General features: G+C 70.8%; 18 protein-coding genes. 6 read left to right on the forward strand and 12 right to left on the reverse strand.

Annotated elements, in window-relative coordinates; genetic code table 11:
* Window positions 1-22: 22 nt before the first annotated feature.
* Both AC5677_RS34700 and yczE read right to left on the reverse strand, forming a co-directional pair.
* Window positions 23-823, reverse strand: a complete 801-nt coding sequence (locus tag AC5677_RS34700; RefSeq protein ID WP_497191851.1) for a glycerophosphodiester phosphodiesterase family protein — start codon at window positions 821-823, stop codon at window positions 23-25.
* The gene (gene yczE / locus AC5677_RS34705; protein ID WP_497191852.1) at window positions 820-1,614 is read right to left on the reverse strand and encodes a membrane protein YczE; all 795 of its coding nucleotides are present in this window, start codon (window positions 1,612-1,614) and stop codon (window positions 820-822) included. The genes AC5677_RS34700 and yczE overlap by 4 nt, the downstream gene beginning before the upstream one ends.
* Window positions 1,615-1,715: 101 nt before the next feature.
* On the opposite strand from yczE, the gene AC5677_RS34710 reads away from it, so the two are divergent.
* The gene (locus AC5677_RS34710) at window positions 1,716-3,221 is read left to right on the forward strand and encodes an SCO1417 family PLP biosynthesis transcription factor (RefSeq protein WP_497191853.1); all 1,506 of its coding nucleotides are present in this window, start codon (window positions 1,716-1,718) and stop codon (window positions 3,219-3,221) included.
* 53 nt (window positions 3,222-3,274) lie between these two features.
* Here the strand turns inward: AC5677_RS34710 and AC5677_RS34715 are convergent, their stop codons facing one another.
* Both AC5677_RS34715 and AC5677_RS34720 read right to left on the reverse strand, forming a co-directional pair.
* Window positions 3,275-4,954: a hypothetical protein gene (locus tag AC5677_RS34715; RefSeq protein WP_497191854.1), complete on the reverse strand. Its 1,680-nt coding sequence runs from the start codon at window positions 4,952-4,954 to the stop codon at window positions 3,275-3,277.
* Between the two features lie 73 nt (window positions 4,955-5,027).
* Window positions 5,028-5,222: a hypothetical protein gene (locus AC5677_RS34720; protein ID WP_400059771.1), complete on the reverse strand. Its 195-nt coding sequence runs from the start codon at window positions 5,220-5,222 to the stop codon at window positions 5,028-5,030.
* A 218-nt stretch (window positions 5,223-5,440) separates the two neighbouring features.
* Here AC5677_RS34720 and AC5677_RS34725 point away from each other — a divergent pair, with 218 nt between their 5' ends.
* Window positions 5,441-5,872, forward strand: coding sequence for a YchJ family protein (locus AC5677_RS34725; RefSeq protein ID WP_497191855.1), 432 nt, complete (start codon window positions 5,441-5,443; stop codon window positions 5,870-5,872).
* A 49-nt stretch (window positions 5,873-5,921) separates the two neighbouring features.
* On the opposite strand, the gene AC5677_RS34730 is transcribed toward AC5677_RS34725, so the two are convergent.
* Together AC5677_RS34730 and ku are read right to left on the reverse strand one after the other, a co-directional pair.
* Window positions 5,922-6,305 carry an RNA-binding S4 domain-containing protein gene (locus AC5677_RS34730; protein WP_497191856.1) on the reverse strand — a complete coding sequence of 128 codons (384 nt, stop codon included), beginning with the start codon at window positions 6,303-6,305 and terminating at the stop codon, window positions 5,922-5,924.
* Window positions 6,306-6,344: 39 nt separating this feature from the next.
* Window positions 6,345-7,487 carry a non-homologous end joining protein Ku gene (ku, locus tag AC5677_RS34735; RefSeq protein ID WP_497191857.1) on the reverse strand — a complete coding sequence of 381 codons (1,143 nt, stop codon included), beginning with the start codon at window positions 7,485-7,487 and terminating at the stop codon, window positions 6,345-6,347.
* 40 nt (window positions 7,488-7,527) lie between these two features.
* Between ku and ligD the strand changes: the two genes are divergently transcribed.
* The 3 genes from ligD (at window position 7,528) to AC5677_RS34750 (ending at window position 10,166) form a co-directional block, all read left to right on the forward strand.
* The gene (gene ligD / locus AC5677_RS34740; protein ID WP_497191858.1) at window positions 7,528-8,424 is read left to right on the forward strand and encodes a non-homologous end-joining DNA ligase; all 897 of its coding nucleotides are present in this window, start codon (window positions 7,528-7,530) and stop codon (window positions 8,422-8,424) included.
* Between the two features lie 313 nt (window positions 8,425-8,737).
* Window positions 8,738-9,580, forward strand: coding sequence for an endonuclease I family protein (locus AC5677_RS34745; RefSeq protein ID WP_497191859.1), 843 nt, complete (start codon window positions 8,738-8,740; stop codon window positions 9,578-9,580).
* Between the two features lie 376 nt (window positions 9,581-9,956).
* Complete coding sequence (locus AC5677_RS34750; protein WP_497191860.1) at window positions 9,957-10,166, forward strand: cold-shock protein; 210 nt, start codon at window positions 9,957-9,959, stop codon at window positions 10,164-10,166.
* A gap of 153 nt (window positions 10,167-10,319) precedes the next feature.
* Here the strand turns inward: AC5677_RS34750 and AC5677_RS34755 are convergent, their stop codons facing one another.
* The gene (locus tag AC5677_RS34755) at window positions 10,320-10,514 is read right to left on the reverse strand and encodes an antitoxin (protein ID WP_497191861.1); all 195 of its coding nucleotides are present in this window, start codon (window positions 10,512-10,514) and stop codon (window positions 10,320-10,322) included.
* 192 nt (window positions 10,515-10,706) lie between these two features.
* Between AC5677_RS34755 and AC5677_RS34760 the strand changes: the two genes are divergently transcribed.
* The gene (locus AC5677_RS34760) at window positions 10,707-10,991 is read left to right on the forward strand and encodes a hypothetical protein (RefSeq protein WP_497191862.1); all 285 of its coding nucleotides are present in this window, start codon (window positions 10,707-10,709) and stop codon (window positions 10,989-10,991) included.
* 3 nt (window positions 10,992-10,994) lie between these two features.
* Here AC5677_RS34760 and AC5677_RS34765 read toward each other — a convergent pair whose 3' ends face one another.
* The 5 genes from AC5677_RS34765 to AC5677_RS34785 form a co-directional block, all read right to left on the reverse strand.
* Window positions 10,995-14,036 (reverse strand): alpha-mannosidase, encoded by a 3,042-nt coding sequence (locus AC5677_RS34765; protein ID WP_497191863.1) that lies wholly within the window; start codon window positions 14,034-14,036, stop codon window positions 10,995-10,997.
* A gap of 233 nt (window positions 14,037-14,269) precedes the next feature.
* Entirely contained in the window at window positions 14,270-15,532 is a 1,263-nt protein-coding gene (locus AC5677_RS34770; RefSeq protein ID WP_497191864.1) for a glycoside hydrolase 5 family protein, read from the reverse strand.
* A 52-nt stretch (window positions 15,533-15,584) separates the two neighbouring features.
* Entirely contained in the window at window positions 15,585-16,433 is an 849-nt protein-coding gene (locus AC5677_RS34775; RefSeq protein WP_497191865.1) for a carbohydrate ABC transporter permease, read from the reverse strand.
* Window positions 16,430-17,344 (reverse strand): carbohydrate ABC transporter permease, encoded by a 915-nt coding sequence (locus tag AC5677_RS34780; protein WP_497191866.1) that lies wholly within the window; start codon window positions 17,342-17,344, stop codon window positions 16,430-16,432. Before AC5677_RS34780 ends, AC5677_RS34775 begins: the two co-directional genes overlap by 4 nt.
* A complete protein-coding gene (locus tag AC5677_RS34785) occupies window positions 17,317-18,609 on the reverse strand; it encodes an ABC transporter substrate-binding protein (RefSeq protein WP_497191867.1) in 1,293 nt (430 codons plus the stop codon). Before AC5677_RS34785 ends, AC5677_RS34780 begins: the two co-directional genes overlap by 28 nt.
* Window positions 18,610-18,630: the final 21 nt, after the last annotated feature.

An 18,630-nucleotide genomic window follows, 5' to 3' on the forward strand; every position in this document is an offset into this window, starting at 1 on the left:
GCGGAGGACCGACGGTGGGCGGTCAGACCCAGGAGCCCCGCTCGGTCAGTACCTTCCGCAACGTCTCTATGTGGTCGGTCATGATGCCATCCACGCCAAGATCCAACAGCGCCGCCATCCGTTTCGCGTCATTGACCGTCCAGACATGGACCTGCATGCCCAGCGCATGCGCGGCACGCAGGAACAGCGGGTCGACGACGGGGATTCCGGACTGCCGCGCGGGGACCTGCACACACACCGCGTTGCGCCGCACCGCCGCGCCCAGCAGCCGGTCCAGCGGCACCACGCCGCGCCCGTACGAGCGCAGCCGCAGCCCGGCCACGCCGCGGGTGCCGAGCGATGTCGCCAGCCGCGGGCCGGCCAGCCGCTGCGCGCGGGCGACCCGGGCCTCGGAGAAGGAGCCCACGCACACCCGGTCCCAGGCGTTGGTGCGGCGCAGCAGATCCAGCAGCGGCGCGAGGGCGGCCTCCGCCTTGAGGTCGACGTTCCAGCGGGCTCCGGGGAACTCCTCCAGCAGCTCCTCGAACAGCGGCAGCGGCTCCCGGCCGCCGACCCGGGCCCGGTTCACCGCCCGCCAGGGAAGCGCCCCGATCTCGCCGCGGGTGTCGGTGACGCGGTCGAGGGTCGCGTCGTGGAAGGCGACGAGCGCGCCGTCCGAGGTGGCGTGGACGTCGGTCTCCAGATAGCGGTAGCCGAGATCCACCGCGCGCCGGAACGCGGCGGCGGTGTTCTCCAGGCCGTCCGCCGCCCCGCCCCGGTGGGCGAAGGGGAGCGGGGCGGGGTGGTCGAGATAGGCGTGGCGGATGCGTATCGCTGAGGTCACTTCTGCAGTATTGCGCGCCGGGATGAAGCCCCTCCGCGGGCCACCACCGGGGACGGCCGCTCCGGCAGTCCCTTGATCGCGAAGCGCCGGAGGAAGAACTGCGCCAGCGGTCCGATGGCCAGGGCGTAGACCACCGTGCCGACCCCGATGGAGCCACCGAGCGCAAAGCCCGCCGCCAGGACGGTCACCTCGATGCAGGTCCGCACCAGCCGCACCGGGCGGCCGGTCCGCAGATGCAGCCCGGTCATCAGGCCGTCGCGGGGGCCGGGGCCGAAGCGGGCGGAGATGTACAGGCCGGTCGCGGCGCCGTTGAGGAGGACGGCGAAGGCCAGCAGGGGGATACGGGCGCCGAGCGCGTGCAGCTCGGGGACCAGCTCCAGCGTCGCGTCCATCACCAGCCCGAGGATCACCACGTTCGACACCGTCCCCAGGCCCGGACGCTGGCGCAGCGGAATCCACAGCAGCAGGATCAGCGCGCCGGAGACGATGGTGACGGTGCCGATCGTCAGTCCCGTATGCCGGGAAATGCCCTGGTTCAGCACGCTCCATGGCTCCAGGCCGAGCTCGGCGCGCAGCATCAGGCCCATGCTCACGCCGTACAGCACCAGCCCCACGTAGAGCTGGACCAGCCGCCGGGGCAGCAGGGCCCGCGGTATGCGGGATCCCGTGGGGTCGGCCGCCTCTCCGTCGGATGCGGCATCGCGGGGTGCCGCGGTGCCGGATGCCTCGGTGCCGGACCCGCCGGTGCCGGACTCCCCGGTGATGGCGCCGGAACCCCCGGTGATGGACATGAATCTTCCCCCTCCTGGCAGAATTGGACTGACGCATGACACGATGTGGCAGGTACGGATTCGGGAAGTAGAGCCAATTCGGCGAAGGTGGACTGATTTCCATGGCTCAGTGGACTTCGGCGGTGGGCGCGCCCCAACTCGCCCGGCTGCTCCGGTCGCAGGACCCTCGGGACGCCGAACTCACCGCAGCCGGGCGCAAGTTGCCCGCGTACCGGACCCTCGCCGACGGCGTGCGCCTGCTCGTACTGGAGGGGCGGGTACCGGTCGCCGCCCGGCTCCCCGCCGAGCGGGAGCTGGCCGCCGCCTTCGGCGTCAGCCGTACCACCGTCGCCGCCGCCTACGAGGCGCTGCGCGCCGAAGGGTTCCTGGAGTCCCGCCGCGGCTCGGGAAGTTGGACCGCCGTCCCGGCCGGCAACCCCCTGCCCACCCGCGGCCTGGAGCCCCTGCCGCCGGAGGCCACCGGCTCCATGATCGACCTCGGCTGCGCCGCCCTCCCGGCGCCGGAGCCCTGGCTGACCCGCGGCGTCCAGGGCGCCATGGCCGACCTCCCGCTCTACGCCCACACCCACGGTGACTACCCCGCCGGCCTGCCCGTCCTGCGCCAGGCCCTCGCCGACCGCTACACCGCCCGCGGCATCCCCACCATGCCCGAGCAGATCATGGTGACGACCGGCGCGATGGGCGCCGTCGCCGCGATCTGCCGCCTGTGTACGAGCCCCGGCGAGCGGGTGGCCGTCGACTCGCCCTCGTACGCCAACATCCTCCAGCTGATGCGGGACGCCGGCGCCCGGCTCGTCCCCGTCGCCCTGGCGGAGCGGCTGGCCGGCTGGGACATCCCCGTCTGGCGCCAGGTGATGCGCGATGCGGCCCCCCGCATGGCGTACGTCGTCGCCGACTTCCACAACCCCACGGGCTCGCTCGCCACCGACGACCAGCGCCGCCGCCTCGTCGACGCCGCCCGCTCGGCCGGCACGCTGCTCGTCGTCGACGAGACCATGGCCGAACTCCACCTGGACGACGATCCCGAACCGCCGCGCCCGGTCTGCGCCTTCGACCCCGCGGGCAGCGCCGTGATCACCGTGGGCTCGGCCAGCAAGGCGTTCTGGGCCGGTATGCGTATCGGCTGGGTGCGTGCCGCGCCCGACATCATCCGCAGCCTGGTCGCCGCCCGCGCCTACTCCGACCTCGGCTCACCCGTCCTCGAACAGCTCGCCATCGCCTCGCTGCTGGAAGGCGGCGGCTGGGAGGAAGCCGTCGAGATCCGCCGGCAGCAGGCCCGCGAGAACCGCGAGGCGATCGTCGCCGCGGTCCGCCGGCACCTGCCCGACTGGGAGTTCACGGTCCCGCACGGCGGCCTGACCCTGTGGGCCCGTACGGGCGGCCTGTCCGGTTCCCGCATCGCCGAGGCGGGGGAGCGGCTGGGGGTCCGCGTCCCGTCCGGCCCGCGGTTCGGGGTCGACGGCGCCTTCGAGGGCTTCGTGCGGCTGCCGTTCACGGTCAGTGGCGCGGTAGCCGAGGAGGCCGCCGTACGGCTGGCGGGCGCCGCGCGGCTGGTGGCCAGCGGCGCCCCGATCGCCTCCGAACCGCGCCACGCCTTCGTCGCCTGACGCCTTCGTCGGCTGACGCCTTCGACGCCTGACGGGACCTCAGGCGACGGGGCTCAGCCCTCCAGGTGCGCGGCCTCGGAGCCGTTGACGGCGACGGAACCGCCGCCGTCGACGGTCGTCACCCGCGGGCCCCCGCCCAAGGGGCCGCCGCCGAGCGGCCCGGCACCGCGCGGCCCGGTCTCGGCCGCGGAGGACGCGGGCTTGGCGAACGACGTCGCCTTGGCCATCGGGACGGTCCGCTCGGGCAGCAGCGCCATGACCGCCAGCCGGTCCGCCTCGCAGGTCGCCTCGTCGAACGGATCGGGCGTGGCCGGCACCTGGAGCCGCAGCACCGGCCCGCCGCCGAGCCGGGCGTAGCCGCGGCCGGGCGGCACATGGGCGGTCGGTGTGGTGTGCGGCGGCGCCCCGAGCACCGCCCCCACCATCTCCGTCGTCGCGGGACCGAGGACCACCCGCGCCCTGGTGTAGGTCCGTACGGCATCGCTCAGCAGCTCGGCGCTCTGGTACTGATCGGCCACCACGACGGTGACATTGGCCGCCCCGCCGTGCCGCAACGGCACCTGGAGCAGCCGCTGCGGATCGCTCCGGCCCTCCGCGGCCGCGAGATGGGCCAGCGCCGTCGGACGGTCCGCGATGACCCACAGCGGCCGGCGGGTGTCCTCCGGCGCGGAATGGCCCGCCTGCCGCGCACGGTTCGACGAGATCAGCCGCCGCTCGGTCTCGTGCGCGGCCCATTCCAGTGTCGCCAGCGCCCCCGCGAGCCCGCTCTCCACCCCCAGCACACCGCACCGCCCGGCCAGGCACGCGAACTCCCCGGCGCCGCTGCCGTCGATGACCAGCACATCGCCGTCGGTCAGCGCCTGCAGCGCGATCGACCGCAGCAGCGTCGTGCCGCCCGTCCCCGGCTGCCCCAGCACCAGCAGATGCGGTTCGGTGGACCGCTGACCGGTACGCCACAGCACCGGCGGCGCATCCTCCGGCTCCCCGCCCTGGACGACCGGCAGGGTCCGGTGCACGGCATCCGGATCGGTGAATCCCAGGACCGTCTCGCCCGGCGAGGTGACGAAGCGCTGCGCCGCGATATCCGTGGGCAGCGCGTCGAGAACGCTCAGCACCAGCTGATTGGCCGCCTCGTCCCAGGCGAAGTGATACTCCCGGCCGCGGCCGGACTTGGCGTGCAGCACCTGCTCGATACGGGCCCGGGACTGGTCCTCGCCGTCGGTGAAATACGCCGGGTACTTCAGCTGCAGGTGCTCCAGCCGCCCGCTGTCGTCGAAGCTGAACTCCGTGAAGGCCTGATCCCACTCGCCGCCGTGGGAGTAGAGGGGACTGGGATCACCGTCCGCCGAGAAGTACGGCACCAGCGCCTCGTACAGCGCCTGCAGCCGCTCCGCCTCGGCCTCGCTGGGGCCGGATTCCGACGATGTGGGGTCCCGCCCCGCCCAGGCCGCCGCCCCCATCACCGAAAGGGCCGCGAGCAGCGGCCCGTACGGCACGACCACCACGGCCAGTACGCACGCGGCAACGAAGAAGAACAGTGGACCCCGGCGATCCTTGGGCGTCGCATCCCAGCGCTGTCTGCCGGTGGCGGCCAGCCGACGCAGTCCACGGCTGATGGTGATCAGCGGATGGAACACATCGGTGGCGCTGTCAGCGGCGGTGCGCGCGATGTCTCTGCTGCGCGCGAGGGAAGCGCTGTCGGTCAGGATGCGGGGCAAGGGGCGCCGGGCCACATCTGTCTCCTGTTGTTCGTGCGGTGGGTCGTGACGGCTCGACGCGGGCGGCGAGCCTGGGCGGTGCGGCGGGCTAGATCTTCAGCCCTCCCAGGAGGCTCGCGAGGCTGGCACCGCCGGCCTTGATGCTGGGTGCGATGGCGGAGCCCGCGAGATAGAACCCGAAGAGCGCGCAGACCAGGGCGTGGGACAGCTTGAGGCCGTCTTTGCGGAAGAAGAGGAAGACGATGACGCCGAGCAGGATGACGCCGGAAATGGACAGAATCATGGGGGTTCTCTCCTGGGTGGTGGGGACGATCACCAAGAGTTCTTCCAACCTCACAGCAAGTATCAAGCCATCAAAAGCAGCGAATGGGTGATTTGTCGTTGAAACCCCCCAGACGGGCCCCTTCTGTAGGGCGCGTCGTCTGGAACTGTGCTTCGCGTGTCGCGCCCTGGTACCGTCCCGCCGCCCGGCGGCCGCGCGCCCTCCGGCACAATCGGGGGGTGTCGAAGAAGTCGAAGAAGAAGCCGCACCGCCCGGCCGCCGTGACCCCCGACTCGCCCTGCCCCTGCGGACGCGAGGCGACCTACGGCGACTGCTGCGGCGCCTGCCATGCCGGGCGCGCCGCCGCCCCCACCGCGGAGCGGCTGATGCGCTCGCGCTACAGCGCCTTCGTCGTCGGCGACGCCGGATATCTGCTGCGTACCTGGCACCCGACGACCCGGCCCGCGGGCCTGGAATTCGTCTCGGGGCAGCGGTGGACCGGCCTGGAGATCCTCGGCGCCACCGGCGGCAGCGCCTTCCACTCCGAGGGCACGGTGGAGTTCCGCGCGCACTACTCGCTGCAGGGGCAGGCCGAGAGCCAGCACGAGAACAGCCGCTTCGTCCGCGAGAACGGCCTGTGGGTCTACCTGGACGCCCTGCCGTCCGCCTGACCCGGGCCTGCCGGACCGTAACCAGGGCGTAGCACGCCCTGACCCGGACCTACCGCCCGCGCAACATCAGCTGCTCGATCTCGCGGCGGTCGCGCTTGGTGGGGCGTCCCGCGCCGCGGTCGCGGACGGGGGCGACGGGGGCCTCCTCGCGCGGCGGGGGCGGCGGGCTGTTGTCGATGAAGCACTCCGCGGCGACGGGCGCGCCCACCCGCTTGCGCACCAGCTTCGAGACGACCACGACCCGCTCCCGGCCGGCGTACCGCAGCCGCACCTCGTCGCCGTTGCGCACGGCGTGCGCAGGCTTCACCCGGTCGCCGTTGACGCGTACGTGACCGGCACGGCAGGCCGCGGTGGCCTGCGAACGCGTCTTGATCAGCCGTACCGACCAGATCCAGCTGTCGATACGGGTGGTGGTCCCCTCGTCTGAAGCCATGACACGACTCTAGGCCGAGCGGCGGCGGGCGTGAGCGAATTAAGCGGATGCCTTCCGGCCCGCCCGCTTCGCGGGGGCCTTCTTGGCGGTGGCTTCGGCGGTGGCCTTCGGCGTGGATTTGGCGGTGGATCTGCCGGTGGATCTGGCGGCGGCCTTGGTGGCGCTCGTCTTGGCCGTCGCCGTCTTCTTCCCCGTCGCCGTCCCCGCCTTCTTGGCCGTCGCCGTCTTCTTCGCGGCGGCCTTCTTCGCGGTCGTCTTACGGCCGGCGGCCTTCTTGGCGGGTGTCTTCTTCGTCGCGGCCCCGGCCGTGCCGCCGGTTTTCTCCGCCGGCGCCGAGCCCGTCTTCCCGGCCGCCTTGCGTCCCCGTAGCGGCGTGACCGACGCGGACCGTCCGGACTCCGCGCCGCCGCCCTGGGCCGCCTTGACGCTCTTCTCCAGCACGGCCATCAGATCGATGACCTGACCACCGGCGCCCGCGGCGGCGGGCGTGGCCGGCACCCCGCCCGCCAGCTTCTGGGCAGCCAGCTGCTCGACGGCCGCGCGGTAGTCGTCGTGGAGTTCGTCCGGGTCCAGTTCGCCCAGGGCATCCATCAGCGTCTCGGCGAGCGTGAGCTCGTTCTCGCGGATCGAGACGTCGGCGCGCGGCCCCAGCCCGGCGGCCGGCCGGATCTGGTCGGGCCACAGCAGCGAGTGCATCACGATGGCCCCGTCGTGCGCCCGCAGCATCGCCAGCGACTCCCGCCCGCGGATCGCCACCTTGCCGATCGCGACCTTCCGCTGGTGTTCCAGGGCCTCCCGCAGCACCGCGTAGGGCTTGGTGGCGGAGGAGCCGTTCGGGCCGAGGTAGTAGGCCTTGTCCAGCTGGAGGGGGTCGATCTCGGTGGCGTCGACGAACGCCAGGATCGTCAGCGTCTTGGCGGTCGGCATCGGCAGCCGTGCCAGGTCCTCGTCGGTGATCTGCACGATCGTCTCGTCGTCCGGTGCCTGGTACCCCTTGCCGACCTCTTCGTTCGGCACCTCTTCCCCGTCCAGCTCACAGATCTTGCGGTACCGGATCTGCGCCCCGTCCTTGGTGTGAATACGGGCGAACGAGACCGACGAGGTGCGGTCCGTGGCGCTGTACGTCTTCACGGGGATGGTGACCAGGCCAAAGGAAATGGACCCATTCCAGATGGAACGCATGTTTCATCCCTTGAGTCGGGATCTGTGGAATTCTCATCGTATGTCGCCGATCACGCACGTGGAGGGGCGCCGCCTCTCGCTGACCAACCTGGACAAGGTCATCTATCCCGAGACCGGCACGACCAAGGGCGAGGTGGTGCACTACTGCACCCTCACCGCCGGCCCGCTCCTCGCGCACCTCCACGACCGGCCGCTCTCCTTTCTGCGCTACCCCGACGGGCCCGACGGCCAGCGCTTCTTCACCAAGAACGTGCCGCCCGGGACGCCCTCCTGGGTGGAGACCTGCGAGGTGCCGCACACGTCCTCCGGGCCCACCCGCCAGGTCCTGCTGCAGGACCTGCCCTCGCTGGTCTGGGCCGCCAACCTGGTCGTCGAGCTGCACGCACCCCAATGGACCAGCGGGGCGCCGGGCTCCGCCGACCGTCTCGTGCTCGACCTCGACCCCGGCGACCCGGCCACCATCGTGGAATGCTGCGCCGCGGCCGCCTGGCTGCACGACCGGCTGGCCGCCGACGGCCTCAACGTCCACGCCAAGACGAGCGGTTCCAAGGGACTGCACCTCCTCGTCCCCCTCGAACCGACCCCGTCGGAACGGGCCACGGCCTACGCGAAGAGCCTCGCCGTCGAGGCGCAGGCGGCCCTCCCGGACCTCGTCGTCCACAAGATGACCAAGGCGCTGCGCCCCGGCAAGGTCTTCATCGACTTCTCCCAGAACGCCGCCGCCAAGACCACCGCGGTCGCCTACACGCTGCGCGCCCGCGCGACCCCCACCGTCTCCACCCCCGTCACCTGGGACGAGGTCGCCGCCTGCGCCGACCCGGGCCAACTCGCCTTCCGCTTCGACGACATCGCGCCCCGCCTCGCCCGCCACGGCGACCTGCTCGCCCCGCTCCTCGACCCCGACCGGGCCAGGCCGCTCCCGGGCCGTCCGCTGTGACTCCTTTGCCGCGAAGGTTTCTGACGACCTCTCCGGCATTCCTTTCCGGCATCCCTTGCCGGCGGTCTCCGGGCGACCTTTTGACGGTGTTTCCTGACGGCGAATGAACAATTCCCCGGCTTGCCGCTTTTGATGAGTCATCGGCCCAGTTGCCTGTTCGCCACGGAGGAACCACATAATTCTCGCCCGGTGTTCACACTGTGGTGAATGTCGCGATGGAAGGCTTCCTGAGGCCGTATACCCAACGGCCGGCGCCGGTCGTGCCCCCACATTTCACGGCTCGGTGCCACATTTCGGGGAGAGGACACCATCCGTGGACAACACCCGCTTGACGCGCCGCGCGCGCATCGCGCTGACCGTGGCCGCCGGCACCGCACTGGCGGCGCTGGCCGTCCAGATCCCGTCCACTGCCACGGCCGGTACGGCGACCGGCGCGGTGGCGCACGGCAGATCCGTGACCGCGTACGACGACACGTACTACAAGGACGCGATAGGAAAGACCGGTCAGGAACTCAAGAATTCGCTGCACCAGATCATCAGCAGCACCCAGACCGGGAAACTGTCCTATTCCCAGGTCTGGGACGCCCTCAAGGAAACCGACCAGGATCCGGCCAACAGCGCGAACGTCATTCTGCTGTATACCGGCAAGTCCCAGAGCAAGAGCTCCAGCGGCGGAAATCCGGACGACTGGAATCGCGAGCACGTCTGGGCGAAATCCCATGGCGATTTCGGTACGGCCACCGGGCCCGGCACCGACATTCACCATCTCCGCCCGGCGGATGTATCCGTCAACAGCACCCGCGGCAACAAGGACTTCGACAACGGCGGCACGGAGATCGGCGAGGCGCCGGGCAATTACACCGACGCCGATTCCTTCGAGCCCCGCGACGCCGACAAGGGCGATGTCGCGCGGATGATCCTCTACATGGCCGTCCGCTACGACGGCGGCGACGGGTTCCCCGACCTGGAGCCCAACGACAAGGTGGACAACGGCTCCGCGCCGAACATCGGGCGGCTCTCCGTACTGAAGCAGTGGAGCGACCAGGACCCGCCGTCCTCCTTCGAACAGCACCGCAACCAGGTGATATTCGATAAGTACCAGCACAACCGGAACCCGTTCATCGACCACCCCGAGTGGGTCGACGCGATCTGGTAGCCGACACCCGCGGGGCTCCCGCCCCGTAGGTCACCCGCACCCCCGGCCGCCGCACCGTACGGCGCGAGCCCACCGGCGCCCGGCCGGGGTTGCCGGCGGCCGGGGCGGCCCGTGTGGCGGCGGTCCGCCGAGGCCGGTCCGATTTTCCTGGCGGACATTCCCGACCTCATTGGGGCGGGCATTGCGCGCGGATGGGCGCTGCTCGGTGTAGCGTCCTGATCAGCTGTCGTGGTTCCGAAGTGCCGGGCGCCCGTGTCGCATTCACGGGCGTTCTTGCTTGTGTGCAGTGCGTCTCCGGACCAGGGCGATCACCTCCGGGTTCCGCAGGTCGCGGAACCCGATTCAAGCCCGTTTTTTGACGAAGGAGACAGGTTTTATGGCCAGCGGCACCGTGAAGTGGTTCAACTCCGAAAAGGGTTTCGGATTCATCGCGCAGGACGGCGGCGGCGCCGACGTATTCGCGCACTATTCGAACATCGACGCCCAGGGCTTTCGTGAGCTGCAGGAAGGCCAGAAGGTGACCTTCGAGGTCACCCAGGGCAACAAGGGCCCCCAGGCGGAGAGGATCCGCCCGCAGGCGGTCTGATCCCTGCCCATGGCCAGGGCGCCCGCCCCGTACCGGGAGCGGGCGCCCTGGCATGCCGGGACGCCTCCCGCGGTCCTTCAAGGACGCCGGTCGGCGTCGAGGACGCTACGGGAGCCGATGGCCGCGCCGGCCGGGCGGCGCGATGCGTCGTCGTCAGGGCTGCGGCGGCTGACCCTGGTCTCCCTGACTGCCGTACTGCCCTCTGAGCTTGTCCTGGGCGGTGTCGACCGGCCGCTCGTACTTGCCCTGGGTCTTGCTGTCGATGTAGTCCCCGGCCTTGTCGACGCCCTTGTCGGCCTGCGATTCATGGCCCTTGAGCATCTGCTTGATCTTGTCCAGCATGGACATGGGACACCTTCCTCACGACGATCCCCCACGCCTCCAGCATCACCCCCTGCCGCGCGATCTGCATCCGCGCGGCGGAACGGCGCGAGCCCACCGCCGTCACCCGTTCGGGTCAAGCTGTCCCCGGGACATGGCACGACAGCCCGTCGGCCCGCTCGACGCGCACCGCGCCGCGGCCCGGCCGACAATGCAGCGGTGAGCGATGAACAGTGCACTGCCGACGACACCGAGCCCCGCCGCATGCCGTCCCGCGAGCAACGACGGCTCGCCCGAAGGGCGCTGGCCGGCCGGGCCCGGAACGCGGACGACCTGTCGCTGCTGATGGACATGCTGGGCCTGGACCCGGCCGGCGACCCCTGCCATGACGCGGCCCAGGACCCGCCGGCCGACCACGAGCGCGACGCCGGACGCGAGCGCCGGCCCGACACCCGCCGCGACACCTGCGCCGACGCGCGCTCGCGGTCGGGCGAAACCGGCTGACGCTCAGCGCCGGTCCGCCCGCACCAACCGCAGGGTGACGATCTGGAACGGCCGCAGCGCCATCCGGACCCGGTTCCCCGCGCGCTCCACCGCCGGGCCGTCGTCCACCGGGCGTTCCAGCAGGTCCGTGGCGAGCGCGTCGCTCAGCGCGAACGCGGCCGTGAGGCAGGTCCTGGCCCGTCCGCCGTGCGCCTCGTGGAGGCGGACGATCACATCACCGCTCGCGTCGTCGGCGAGCTTGACGGCCGTGACGACCGCGGCGTCGTTGTCGACCGTGATCAGCGGCGGTACGGGGCTCGAACCGGCGATGCGCCGTTCGGGGAGGTTGATGCGGTGGCCTTCGCGCACGGCGTCGGCGAGGGTGGCACCGGGAGCGAGCGCGTAACGGAAACGGTGCAGGCCCTGATCGGTCTCCGGGTCGGGGAAGCGCGGCGCGCGCAGCAGCGAGAGCCGTACGGTCGTGGTCGTGCCGGGGGCGTCGTCCTCCCGGACGGTGCGGGTGACGTCGTGCCCGTAGAGGCAGTCGTTGACCAGCGCCACGCCCCACCCCGGCTCCTCGGCGTGTACGAAACGGTGCGCGCAGGCCTCGAACTTGGCCGCCTCCCAGCTGGTGTTGGTGTGAGTGGGCCGGTACAGATGCCCGAACTGGGTCTCCGCCGCATACCGTTCGGCATGAAGATCCAGAGGGAAGGCGGCCTTGAGGAACTTCTCCGTCTCGTGCCAGTCGACCTCGGTGGCGATGTCGAGGCGCCGCTGACCGCGCGCCAGGGTCAGTTCCTGTACGACGCGCGAGGCGCCGAAGGAGCGGGTGACGCGCACCGTCGCCGCCTCCGGCGCCGCCGCGCACAGCGTCACCTCGTCGGCCTCCGTGAGATCGGTGACGACATTGCGGTAGAAGGAATCCACGTCCCAGGCGTCCCACATGTTCGGGAAGTCGGGGTGGATCTGGAGGAGGTTGGCGGCACTGCCGGGCGCGAGGGTTTCGCGGTCGGCGGCGTGGTCGTGGACCGAGCCGACCAGCCCGCGGGCGTCGATCCCGATGCGCAACAGGCCGTTGTCGAGCGTGAATCCGCCGTCGGGCCGGGCCTCGGCACGTACCCGCGGTCCCTCCTCCGCCGCGTTGCCGATCGCCCCGGCGGCGACCCCGCCGCGGGCGTGCGGCGCCGAGTTCACCGTCAGGGCGCGATCCCCGTCGCCGGCCAGCGCCGCGAGCGCGGCCGCGATGATCTCCTCCAGCTCGGCGGCCACCGCGGTATAGGTCCGCTCCGCCTCGCGGTGCACCCAGGCGATGGACGATCCCGGCAGGATGTCGTGGAACTGGTGCAGCAGCACGGTCTTCCAGATCCGGTCCAACTGCTCGTGGGGATAAGGATGTTGGGTCAGAACGGCGGCCGTCGCCGACCAGAGTTCGGCCTCCCGCAGCAGCTGTTCGCTGCGCCGGTTGCCGCGCTTGGTCCGCGCCTGGCTGGTGAGCGTCGCCCGGTGCAGCTCCAGGTACAACTCACCCACCCACACCGGCGCGTCGGGGTACTCCGCCGCCGCCTTCGCGAAGAAGTCCGCGGGCCTCTCCCACGTCACCGTGGCCGACCCGTCCAGGTCGCGCAGCCGCCGGGCCTTGGCGATCATCTCGCGGGTCGTGCCACCGCCGCCGTCGCCCCAGCCGGTCGGCGCGAGCGAGTGCCGCGCCACGCCCTTGTCCTTGAAATTCCGCGCCGCATGGGCGATCTCTCCGCCCGCCATCTGGCAGTTGTAGGTGTCCACCGGCGGGAAGTGGGTGAAGATCCGGGTGCCGTCGATGCCCTCCCAGCGGAAGGTGTGATGCGGGAAGGCGTTGGTCCGGCTCCAGGAGATCTTCTGCGTCAGCAGCCATTTCGAGCCCGCCGCCTTGATGATCCCCGGCAGCCCCGCGGCGAAGCCGAAGGTGTCCGGCAGCCACGCCTCGTCGTTCTCGACGCCGAACTCCTCCAGGAAGAAGCGCTTCCCGTGCACGAACTGCCGGGCCATCGCCTCCGACCCCGGCATATTGGTGTCCGACTCCACCCACATCCCGCCCGCCGGCACGAACCGTCCATCCGCCACCGCCTTCTTGACCTTGGCGTATACCTCCGGCCGGTGCTCCTTGATCCAGGCGTACTGCTGCGCCTGCGACATGGCGAAGACGAACTCCGGCTCGTCCTCCAGCAGCGCCGTCATGTTCGACGCCGTACGCGCCACCTTCCGTACGGTCTCCCGCAGCGGCCACAGCCATGCCGAGTCGATATGCGCATGCCCCACCGCGCTGATCCGGTGCGCGGACGCCGCCGCGGGCGCCGCCAGCACCTCGCGCAGCGCCGCACGCGCCCGCTCCGCCGTCCCGTTGACGTCCTGCAGATCCACCAGGTCCAGCGCCCGGCCCACCGCCCGCAGCACCTCCCAGCGCCGGGGGCTGTCCACCGCCAGCTCCGGCATCAGCTCGCCGAGCACCTCCAGATCCTGGATCAGCTCCCACACCGCCGTGTCGAACACCGCCAGATCCAGGCGCGCCAGCCGGTACTGGGGCTCGCCGCCCGCCGTCTCGGGGTCGCCCAGCCGGGTGGGCCGGAAGGGTGGGACGCCGAGGATCACCGGATTGGACGCGGCCTCCAGATGCCATTCGACGCGCTCCCCGCCCCGCACCGGCGCGCCCACCCGCACCCATTGATTGCGCGGATTGAGGGCTTTCACCGGGCTGCCGTCGGGTGTATGGACGAGCGCCTCGCACTGAAAACCCGGCATCCGCTCGTCGAACCCGAGGTCCAGCACCGCCTCCACGGTGCGCCCGGCCCACTCCGGCGGCACCTGACCCCGCACCTTGAACCAGGTCGTCGCCCAGGGCGCACCCCAGGCGTCGCCCACGGCCACCGGGGTGTGCGTCGCCGCCAGCCCCTCCGCCACGGGCACCTCCCCACCCGGCGCGACCCAGGCCGAGACCTCCAGGGGGACCGATTCCGGGTACAGGGCGGGCCGGATGCGCTCGTTCAGCACACGGGTGAGACGGGCTTCGACCAGGGCGCGATCGTCATGCATGGGGCGGCTCCGGGGAGAGAGACGGGGAGGGTGGTGGGAGAGGACAGGGAGGGGGGAGAGGAGGGACTTCCAGGGGTGCGTGGGCTCCGCGGCGTCCGAGACGGTGAACAGCTCGGACACGGCGGCGGGACAGCGGGAAGGGGAGCTGGGGCTGGGACCGGGGCATGGCGGGTGCTCCTCCGGAGAGGGGCCTCTGGCGCTCTCCGGCCGTTCTCCGGCGACGGTCGGCCGCCTCAGCCGACCTCGTCGGGCGTGCACACCTCCGTGATCCCGCGCGAGGCCAAGTGCCGCCCGTCATCGGCCAGTTCGGCCAGTACGAGACAGGGGCGCACGCCCTGCGCGGTGAGCCTCATCCAGGCGTCGAAGACGGCGCCACCGGGTGCGCACACCGAGCGGTACGGCGCGGCCGTTGCCCCGCCGACGTCCACGACCAGCGCGGTGCTCCGTACCGCAGGGCGGTGCGCGCGGCCGCGCCACTCCTCGACCAGCGCGGCGATCGCCTTCCCCGCGGGCTTGACCGTACGGTCGTTGCGCAGCAGCCCGAGCCCGTACTCCAGCTCGGGGAAGTCCGCCAGCGACCGCGCGACGTCGTGCGAGCACCACCAGGTGACGCCCCACAGGTCCGGGCAGTCCAGCGCATTGCGGACGGTGGCCTCGGTGAAGCGCGCCGCCCGGTCCTCGGGGATGTGCGGGGCGGGGGCACCGACCTCCTGAAGCCATACGGGGCGGTGCGGGTCGGTGGCCCAGGCCTTGGACAGCTCGATCAGATACGCGGCGTGCTGCTCGGTGGCGGTGCCGGCCGGACCGTGCCGCTGGGCGGTGCCGTTGAACACCCAGGAGTGCACGGCGGTCGCGGCGCCGAGCCGGGCGGCCTGGGCGGGCGTGAAGGGATGCCCGTCGCGGTACCAGGCGGCGTCGTACGCGGCATGCAGATGTATCCGGCCCGGCGCGCCCCGCTCGCACGCGGCCAGCATCCGCTCCAGCCAGGCCGTGGCCTGGGCGGCGGTGATGCGGTCCGGGTCCGGGTGCGGGCCGTCGGAGAACTGGTCGATCTCGTTGCCGAGGGTCATGCCGAGGAAATGCGGCCGGTCGGCGAGGGCGGCCGCGAGCGTCCGCAGATACTCCTCCTGGCCGGCCAGCACCTCGGGGTCGGTGAAGAGGTTGCGGCGGTGCCAGGTCTGCGTCCAGGCGGGCAGGAAGTCGAAGCTCGACAGATGCCCCTGAAGGCCGTCGACACTCACCTCCAGGCCGCGCTCCGCGGCGGCGTCCGCCAGCTGTACGAGCTGCTCCACGGCGCGCGGCCGGATCAGGGTGCGGTTGGGCTGGAAGAGCGGCCAGAGCGGGAAGACCCGGACGTGGTCCAGGCCGAGACCGGCGAGCGAGTCGAGGTCGGCGCGTACGGCATCCAGGTCGAAGTCCAGCCAGTGGTGGAACCACCCTTGCGCGGGCGTGTAGTTGGCGCCGAAGCGCACCTGGCGGGTATGCGGTACGGGCATGGGCTTCCTGCGCTTCCTGTGAGTACGGCAGCGGGGGAGTGCGGCGACGGGGTCAGCCCTTGACGGCCCCCTCGCCCACACCGCGGAAGAAATAACGCTGCAGACAGGCGAACATCACGATCAGCGGGAGGACGGCGATGACGGTGCCCGCCGCGACCAGCCGCTGATTGTCCGCGAACGTGCCGTGCAGAAAATTCAGACCGATGGTCAGGGTGAACTTCGACTGGTCGCTGAGCACGATCAGCGGCCACAGGAAGTCGTCCCAGGCGCCCATGAACGCAAAGATCGCGACGACGGCGAGGGTCCCCTTGACCGACGGCAGCGCTATCCGTACGAACCGCTGCCAGGCATTGGCGCCGTCGACGAACGCGGCCTCCTCCACCTCGTACGGCAGCCCCGCGAACGCATTGCGCATCAGCAGCACATTCATCGCACCGATACAGCCGGGCAGCAGTACACCGATCAAGGTGTTGTTGAGCTGCAGCTCCCGCATCGTCACAAACTGGGCGATCATGATGCTCTCGACCGGTACCAGCATCGCCATGACGAACACGACCAGTGCCGTCCCGCGGCCCCGGAAGCGCAACCGGGCCAGCGCATAGCCCGCCAGCGCCGCGCCCACGCAGTTGGTGAGCACATTCGCCGACGCGACCTTGAGCGAGTTCAGCGCGAAGTCCCAGACCGGGATGATGTCCGCGACGCCGGAGTAGTTGCCGAGGGTGGGCCGCTGCGGAAGCAGGCCCGGGGGAGAGCGGTAGATGTCCTCGCCGGGGCCCTTGAGGGAGGTGGACAGCTGCCACAGGAACGGCCCGACCGTCAGCGCCAGCACGGCCAGCAGCAGCACATAGCGCAGCGCCAACTGCCAGGCGGGCAGCCGTCGTTCGCCGGATTCCCGGGTCATGCCGCGTCCCCCCGCCGGTTGGCGCGCAGGACCAGCAGCATCAGGCCGAGCGTGATGACGAAGACCACGACGGACAGCGCCGAGGCATAGCCCACCCGGCCGCTGAGGCCCGTCCCGGCTTGCTGGACGAGCATCACCAGAGTGGTGTCCTCGCCGCCGGGGCCGCCGGTCGGCCCGGCCATCAGATAGACCTCGGAGAACACCTTGAACGCGCCCACCGAGGACAGCGCCGCCACCAGCACCATCGTCGACCGCACCGCGGGCACCGTCACGGTCATGAACCGGCGCACCGCGCCCGCGCCGTCGACCGCGCACGCCTCGTGCAGCTCACGCGGGACGTCGGCCAGCGCCGCCAGATAAATGATCATGTAGTAGCCGAGGCCCTTCCACACGGTCACCGCCATCGCGCTGAACAGCAGCAGCCAGGGATCGCTGAGAAACCCGACCCGGCCGAAGCCCAGGGCCTCCAGCAGCGCATTGATCAGCCCGCGGTCGTCCAGCAGCCATACCCAGATCAGCCCGACCACGACGACGGAGGCCACCACCGGGGTGTAGAACGCGGCCCGGAAGAACGCGATCCCGGGAATGTGCCGCCGTACGAGCACGGCCAGCAGCAGCGGCAGGACCACCAGCAGCGGGACGACCCCCAGGACGTACAGCACGCTGTTGCGCAGCCCCGTCCAGAACATCGCGTCATGCATCAGCTCCCGGTAATTGGCGCCGCCGATGGAGTGCCCCTCGGTGAGTGTCCGCGCATCGGTGAACGAATACGCCACCGTGCTCAGGAACGGATACAGACCGAACGCCGCGACAATCAGCAGCCCGGGAGCCAGGAACAGCCAGGGGGTGGCCGGACCGTGCGTTTTCACCCCGCGCCTCCGTCTCAGCCGGTCTTCAGCAGGCGATTGCACTCGGCGACCGCGCCGTCCAGCGCCGCTTTCGGGGACTCCTTGCCCTGCACTGCCCTGGCGACCGCATTGCGCAGCACGGTCTTCATCTGATCGCTGAGCAGCGCCGGCGTGTAATTCACCGCGGTCTTCAGCGATGCGGCCGAGGCCACCCGCACCCGGGTCGCGTCGGTGCCGTCCTCCTTGGTGAAGTACGGATCGTCCAGCGAACCCTTGGTGCTCGGAAAGATCGTGACCTCCTTGGCGAAGGCCATCTGATGCTTCCTGTCCGTGACGAAGTGCGCGAACGCGACGGCCGCCGGCTTCACCTTGCTCTGCGCGTTCACCATCAGGCCCTGGACGTACATATTGGCCTTACCGGTGTTGTTGACCGTGTCCGTGATCCCGATGTTCCGGTAGAGGCTCGGCGCCTCCTTCTTGAAATTCTGCAGATCGAGCGCACCGCCCGGATTCATGGCCACGGACTGCTGCTGGAATTTCCGCCCCGCGGACTCGGCGTTCGAGGTGAGCGCCTGGGAATCCAGCGCCCCGGCCGCATACAGCTCCTTGTAGTGGCCCAGCAGCTCGACGCCCTTGGGCTCATTGAAGGTGAACCGGGTGCCTTCCGCATTCATCAGCCGGACGCCATAGCGCCCAAAATCCTCGATGGCCGGCGTACTCGCGAGCATCGCCGTCCGCCGGCCGCTTTTCCGCGCCATGGACACGGCGTCCCGGAAGAGCTCACCGTAGGTCTTCGGCGGTTTCTCCGGATCCAGCCCGGCCCGCCGGAAGAGCTCCTTGTTGTAGAACATCGGCCCGGTGTTCAGATACCAGGGGAAGGCGTAGACCCCCGGCATGCCCGGCATCTCCTGGCTCCGCCACGCCCCGTCGAGATACTCCCCGCGATACTTCCCGGCGGCCTTCTCCAGGTCCAGCGCGAGACCGGCCCTGGCCAGCGGATACGCGAGATCGGGCGAGACGTTCACGACATCGGGCAGCGTACCGCCGACCGCATCGGCGCTGAGTTTCTCCGCGTACCCCTCGGCCGGCTGGTCGATCCACTTCACCTTGGCGTCCGGGTACTTCTTCTCGAAGTCCGCGATCACGCCCTCGAAGTATTTCTTGAAATGTGCCCTGAGATTCCAGGTCTGGAAGGTGACCTGCCCCTCGACCTTCCCGGAAACATCCTCGGATCCGCCGGATCCTCCTCCGGCCCCACATGCGGTCAGCGCAAGCGCCGATGTCATGACGGCCGCGCTGACAATGGCCGTTCTGCGGGAGATACGCATGGCTGTCCGACCCCTTCGCTC

Source organism: Streptomyces sp. JLSY215 (assembly GCF_059682825.1).

Coding starts and splice junctions, on each gene's coding strand:
- AC5677_RS34770 (WP_497191864.1), bottom strand. CDS start 15,532: ATGCCCGTACCGCATACCCGCCAGGTGCGCTTCGGCGCCAACTACACG.
- ku (WP_497191857.1), bottom strand. CDS start 7,487: ATGCGTTCCATCTGGAATGGGTCCATTTCCTTTGGCCTGGTCACCATC.
- AC5677_RS34720 (WP_400059771.1), bottom strand. CDS start 5,222: ATGATTCTGTCCATTTCCGGCGTCATCCTGCTCGGCGTCATCGTCTTC.
- AC5677_RS34750 (WP_497191860.1), top strand. CDS start 9,957: ATGGCCAGCGGCACCGTGAAGTGGTTCAACTCCGAAAAGGGTTTCGGA.
- AC5677_RS34755 (WP_497191861.1), bottom strand. CDS start 10,514: ATGTCCATGCTGGACAAGATCAAGCAGATGCTCAAGGGCCATGAATCG.
- AC5677_RS34785 (WP_497191867.1), bottom strand. CDS start 18,609: ATGCGTATCTCCCGCAGAACGGCCATTGTCAGCGCGGCCGTCATGACA.
- AC5677_RS34765 (WP_497191863.1), bottom strand. CDS start 14,036: ATGCATGACGATCGCGCCCTGGTCGAAGCCCGTCTCACCCGTGTGCTG.
- ligD (WP_497191858.1), top strand. CDS start 7,528: ATGTCGCCGATCACGCACGTGGAGGGGCGCCGCCTCTCGCTGACCAAC.
- AC5677_RS34730 (WP_497191856.1), bottom strand. CDS start 6,305: ATGGCTTCAGACGAGGGGACCACCACCCGTATCGACAGCTGGATCTGG.
- yczE (WP_497191852.1), bottom strand. CDS start 1,614: ATGTCCATCACCGGGGGTTCCGGCGCCATCACCGGGGAGTCCGGCACC.
- AC5677_RS34775 (WP_497191865.1), bottom strand. CDS start 16,433: ATGACCCGGGAATCCGGCGAACGACGGCTGCCCGCCTGGCAGTTGGCG.
- AC5677_RS34710 (WP_497191853.1), top strand. CDS start 1,716: ATGGCTCAGTGGACTTCGGCGGTGGGCGCGCCCCAACTCGCCCGGCTG.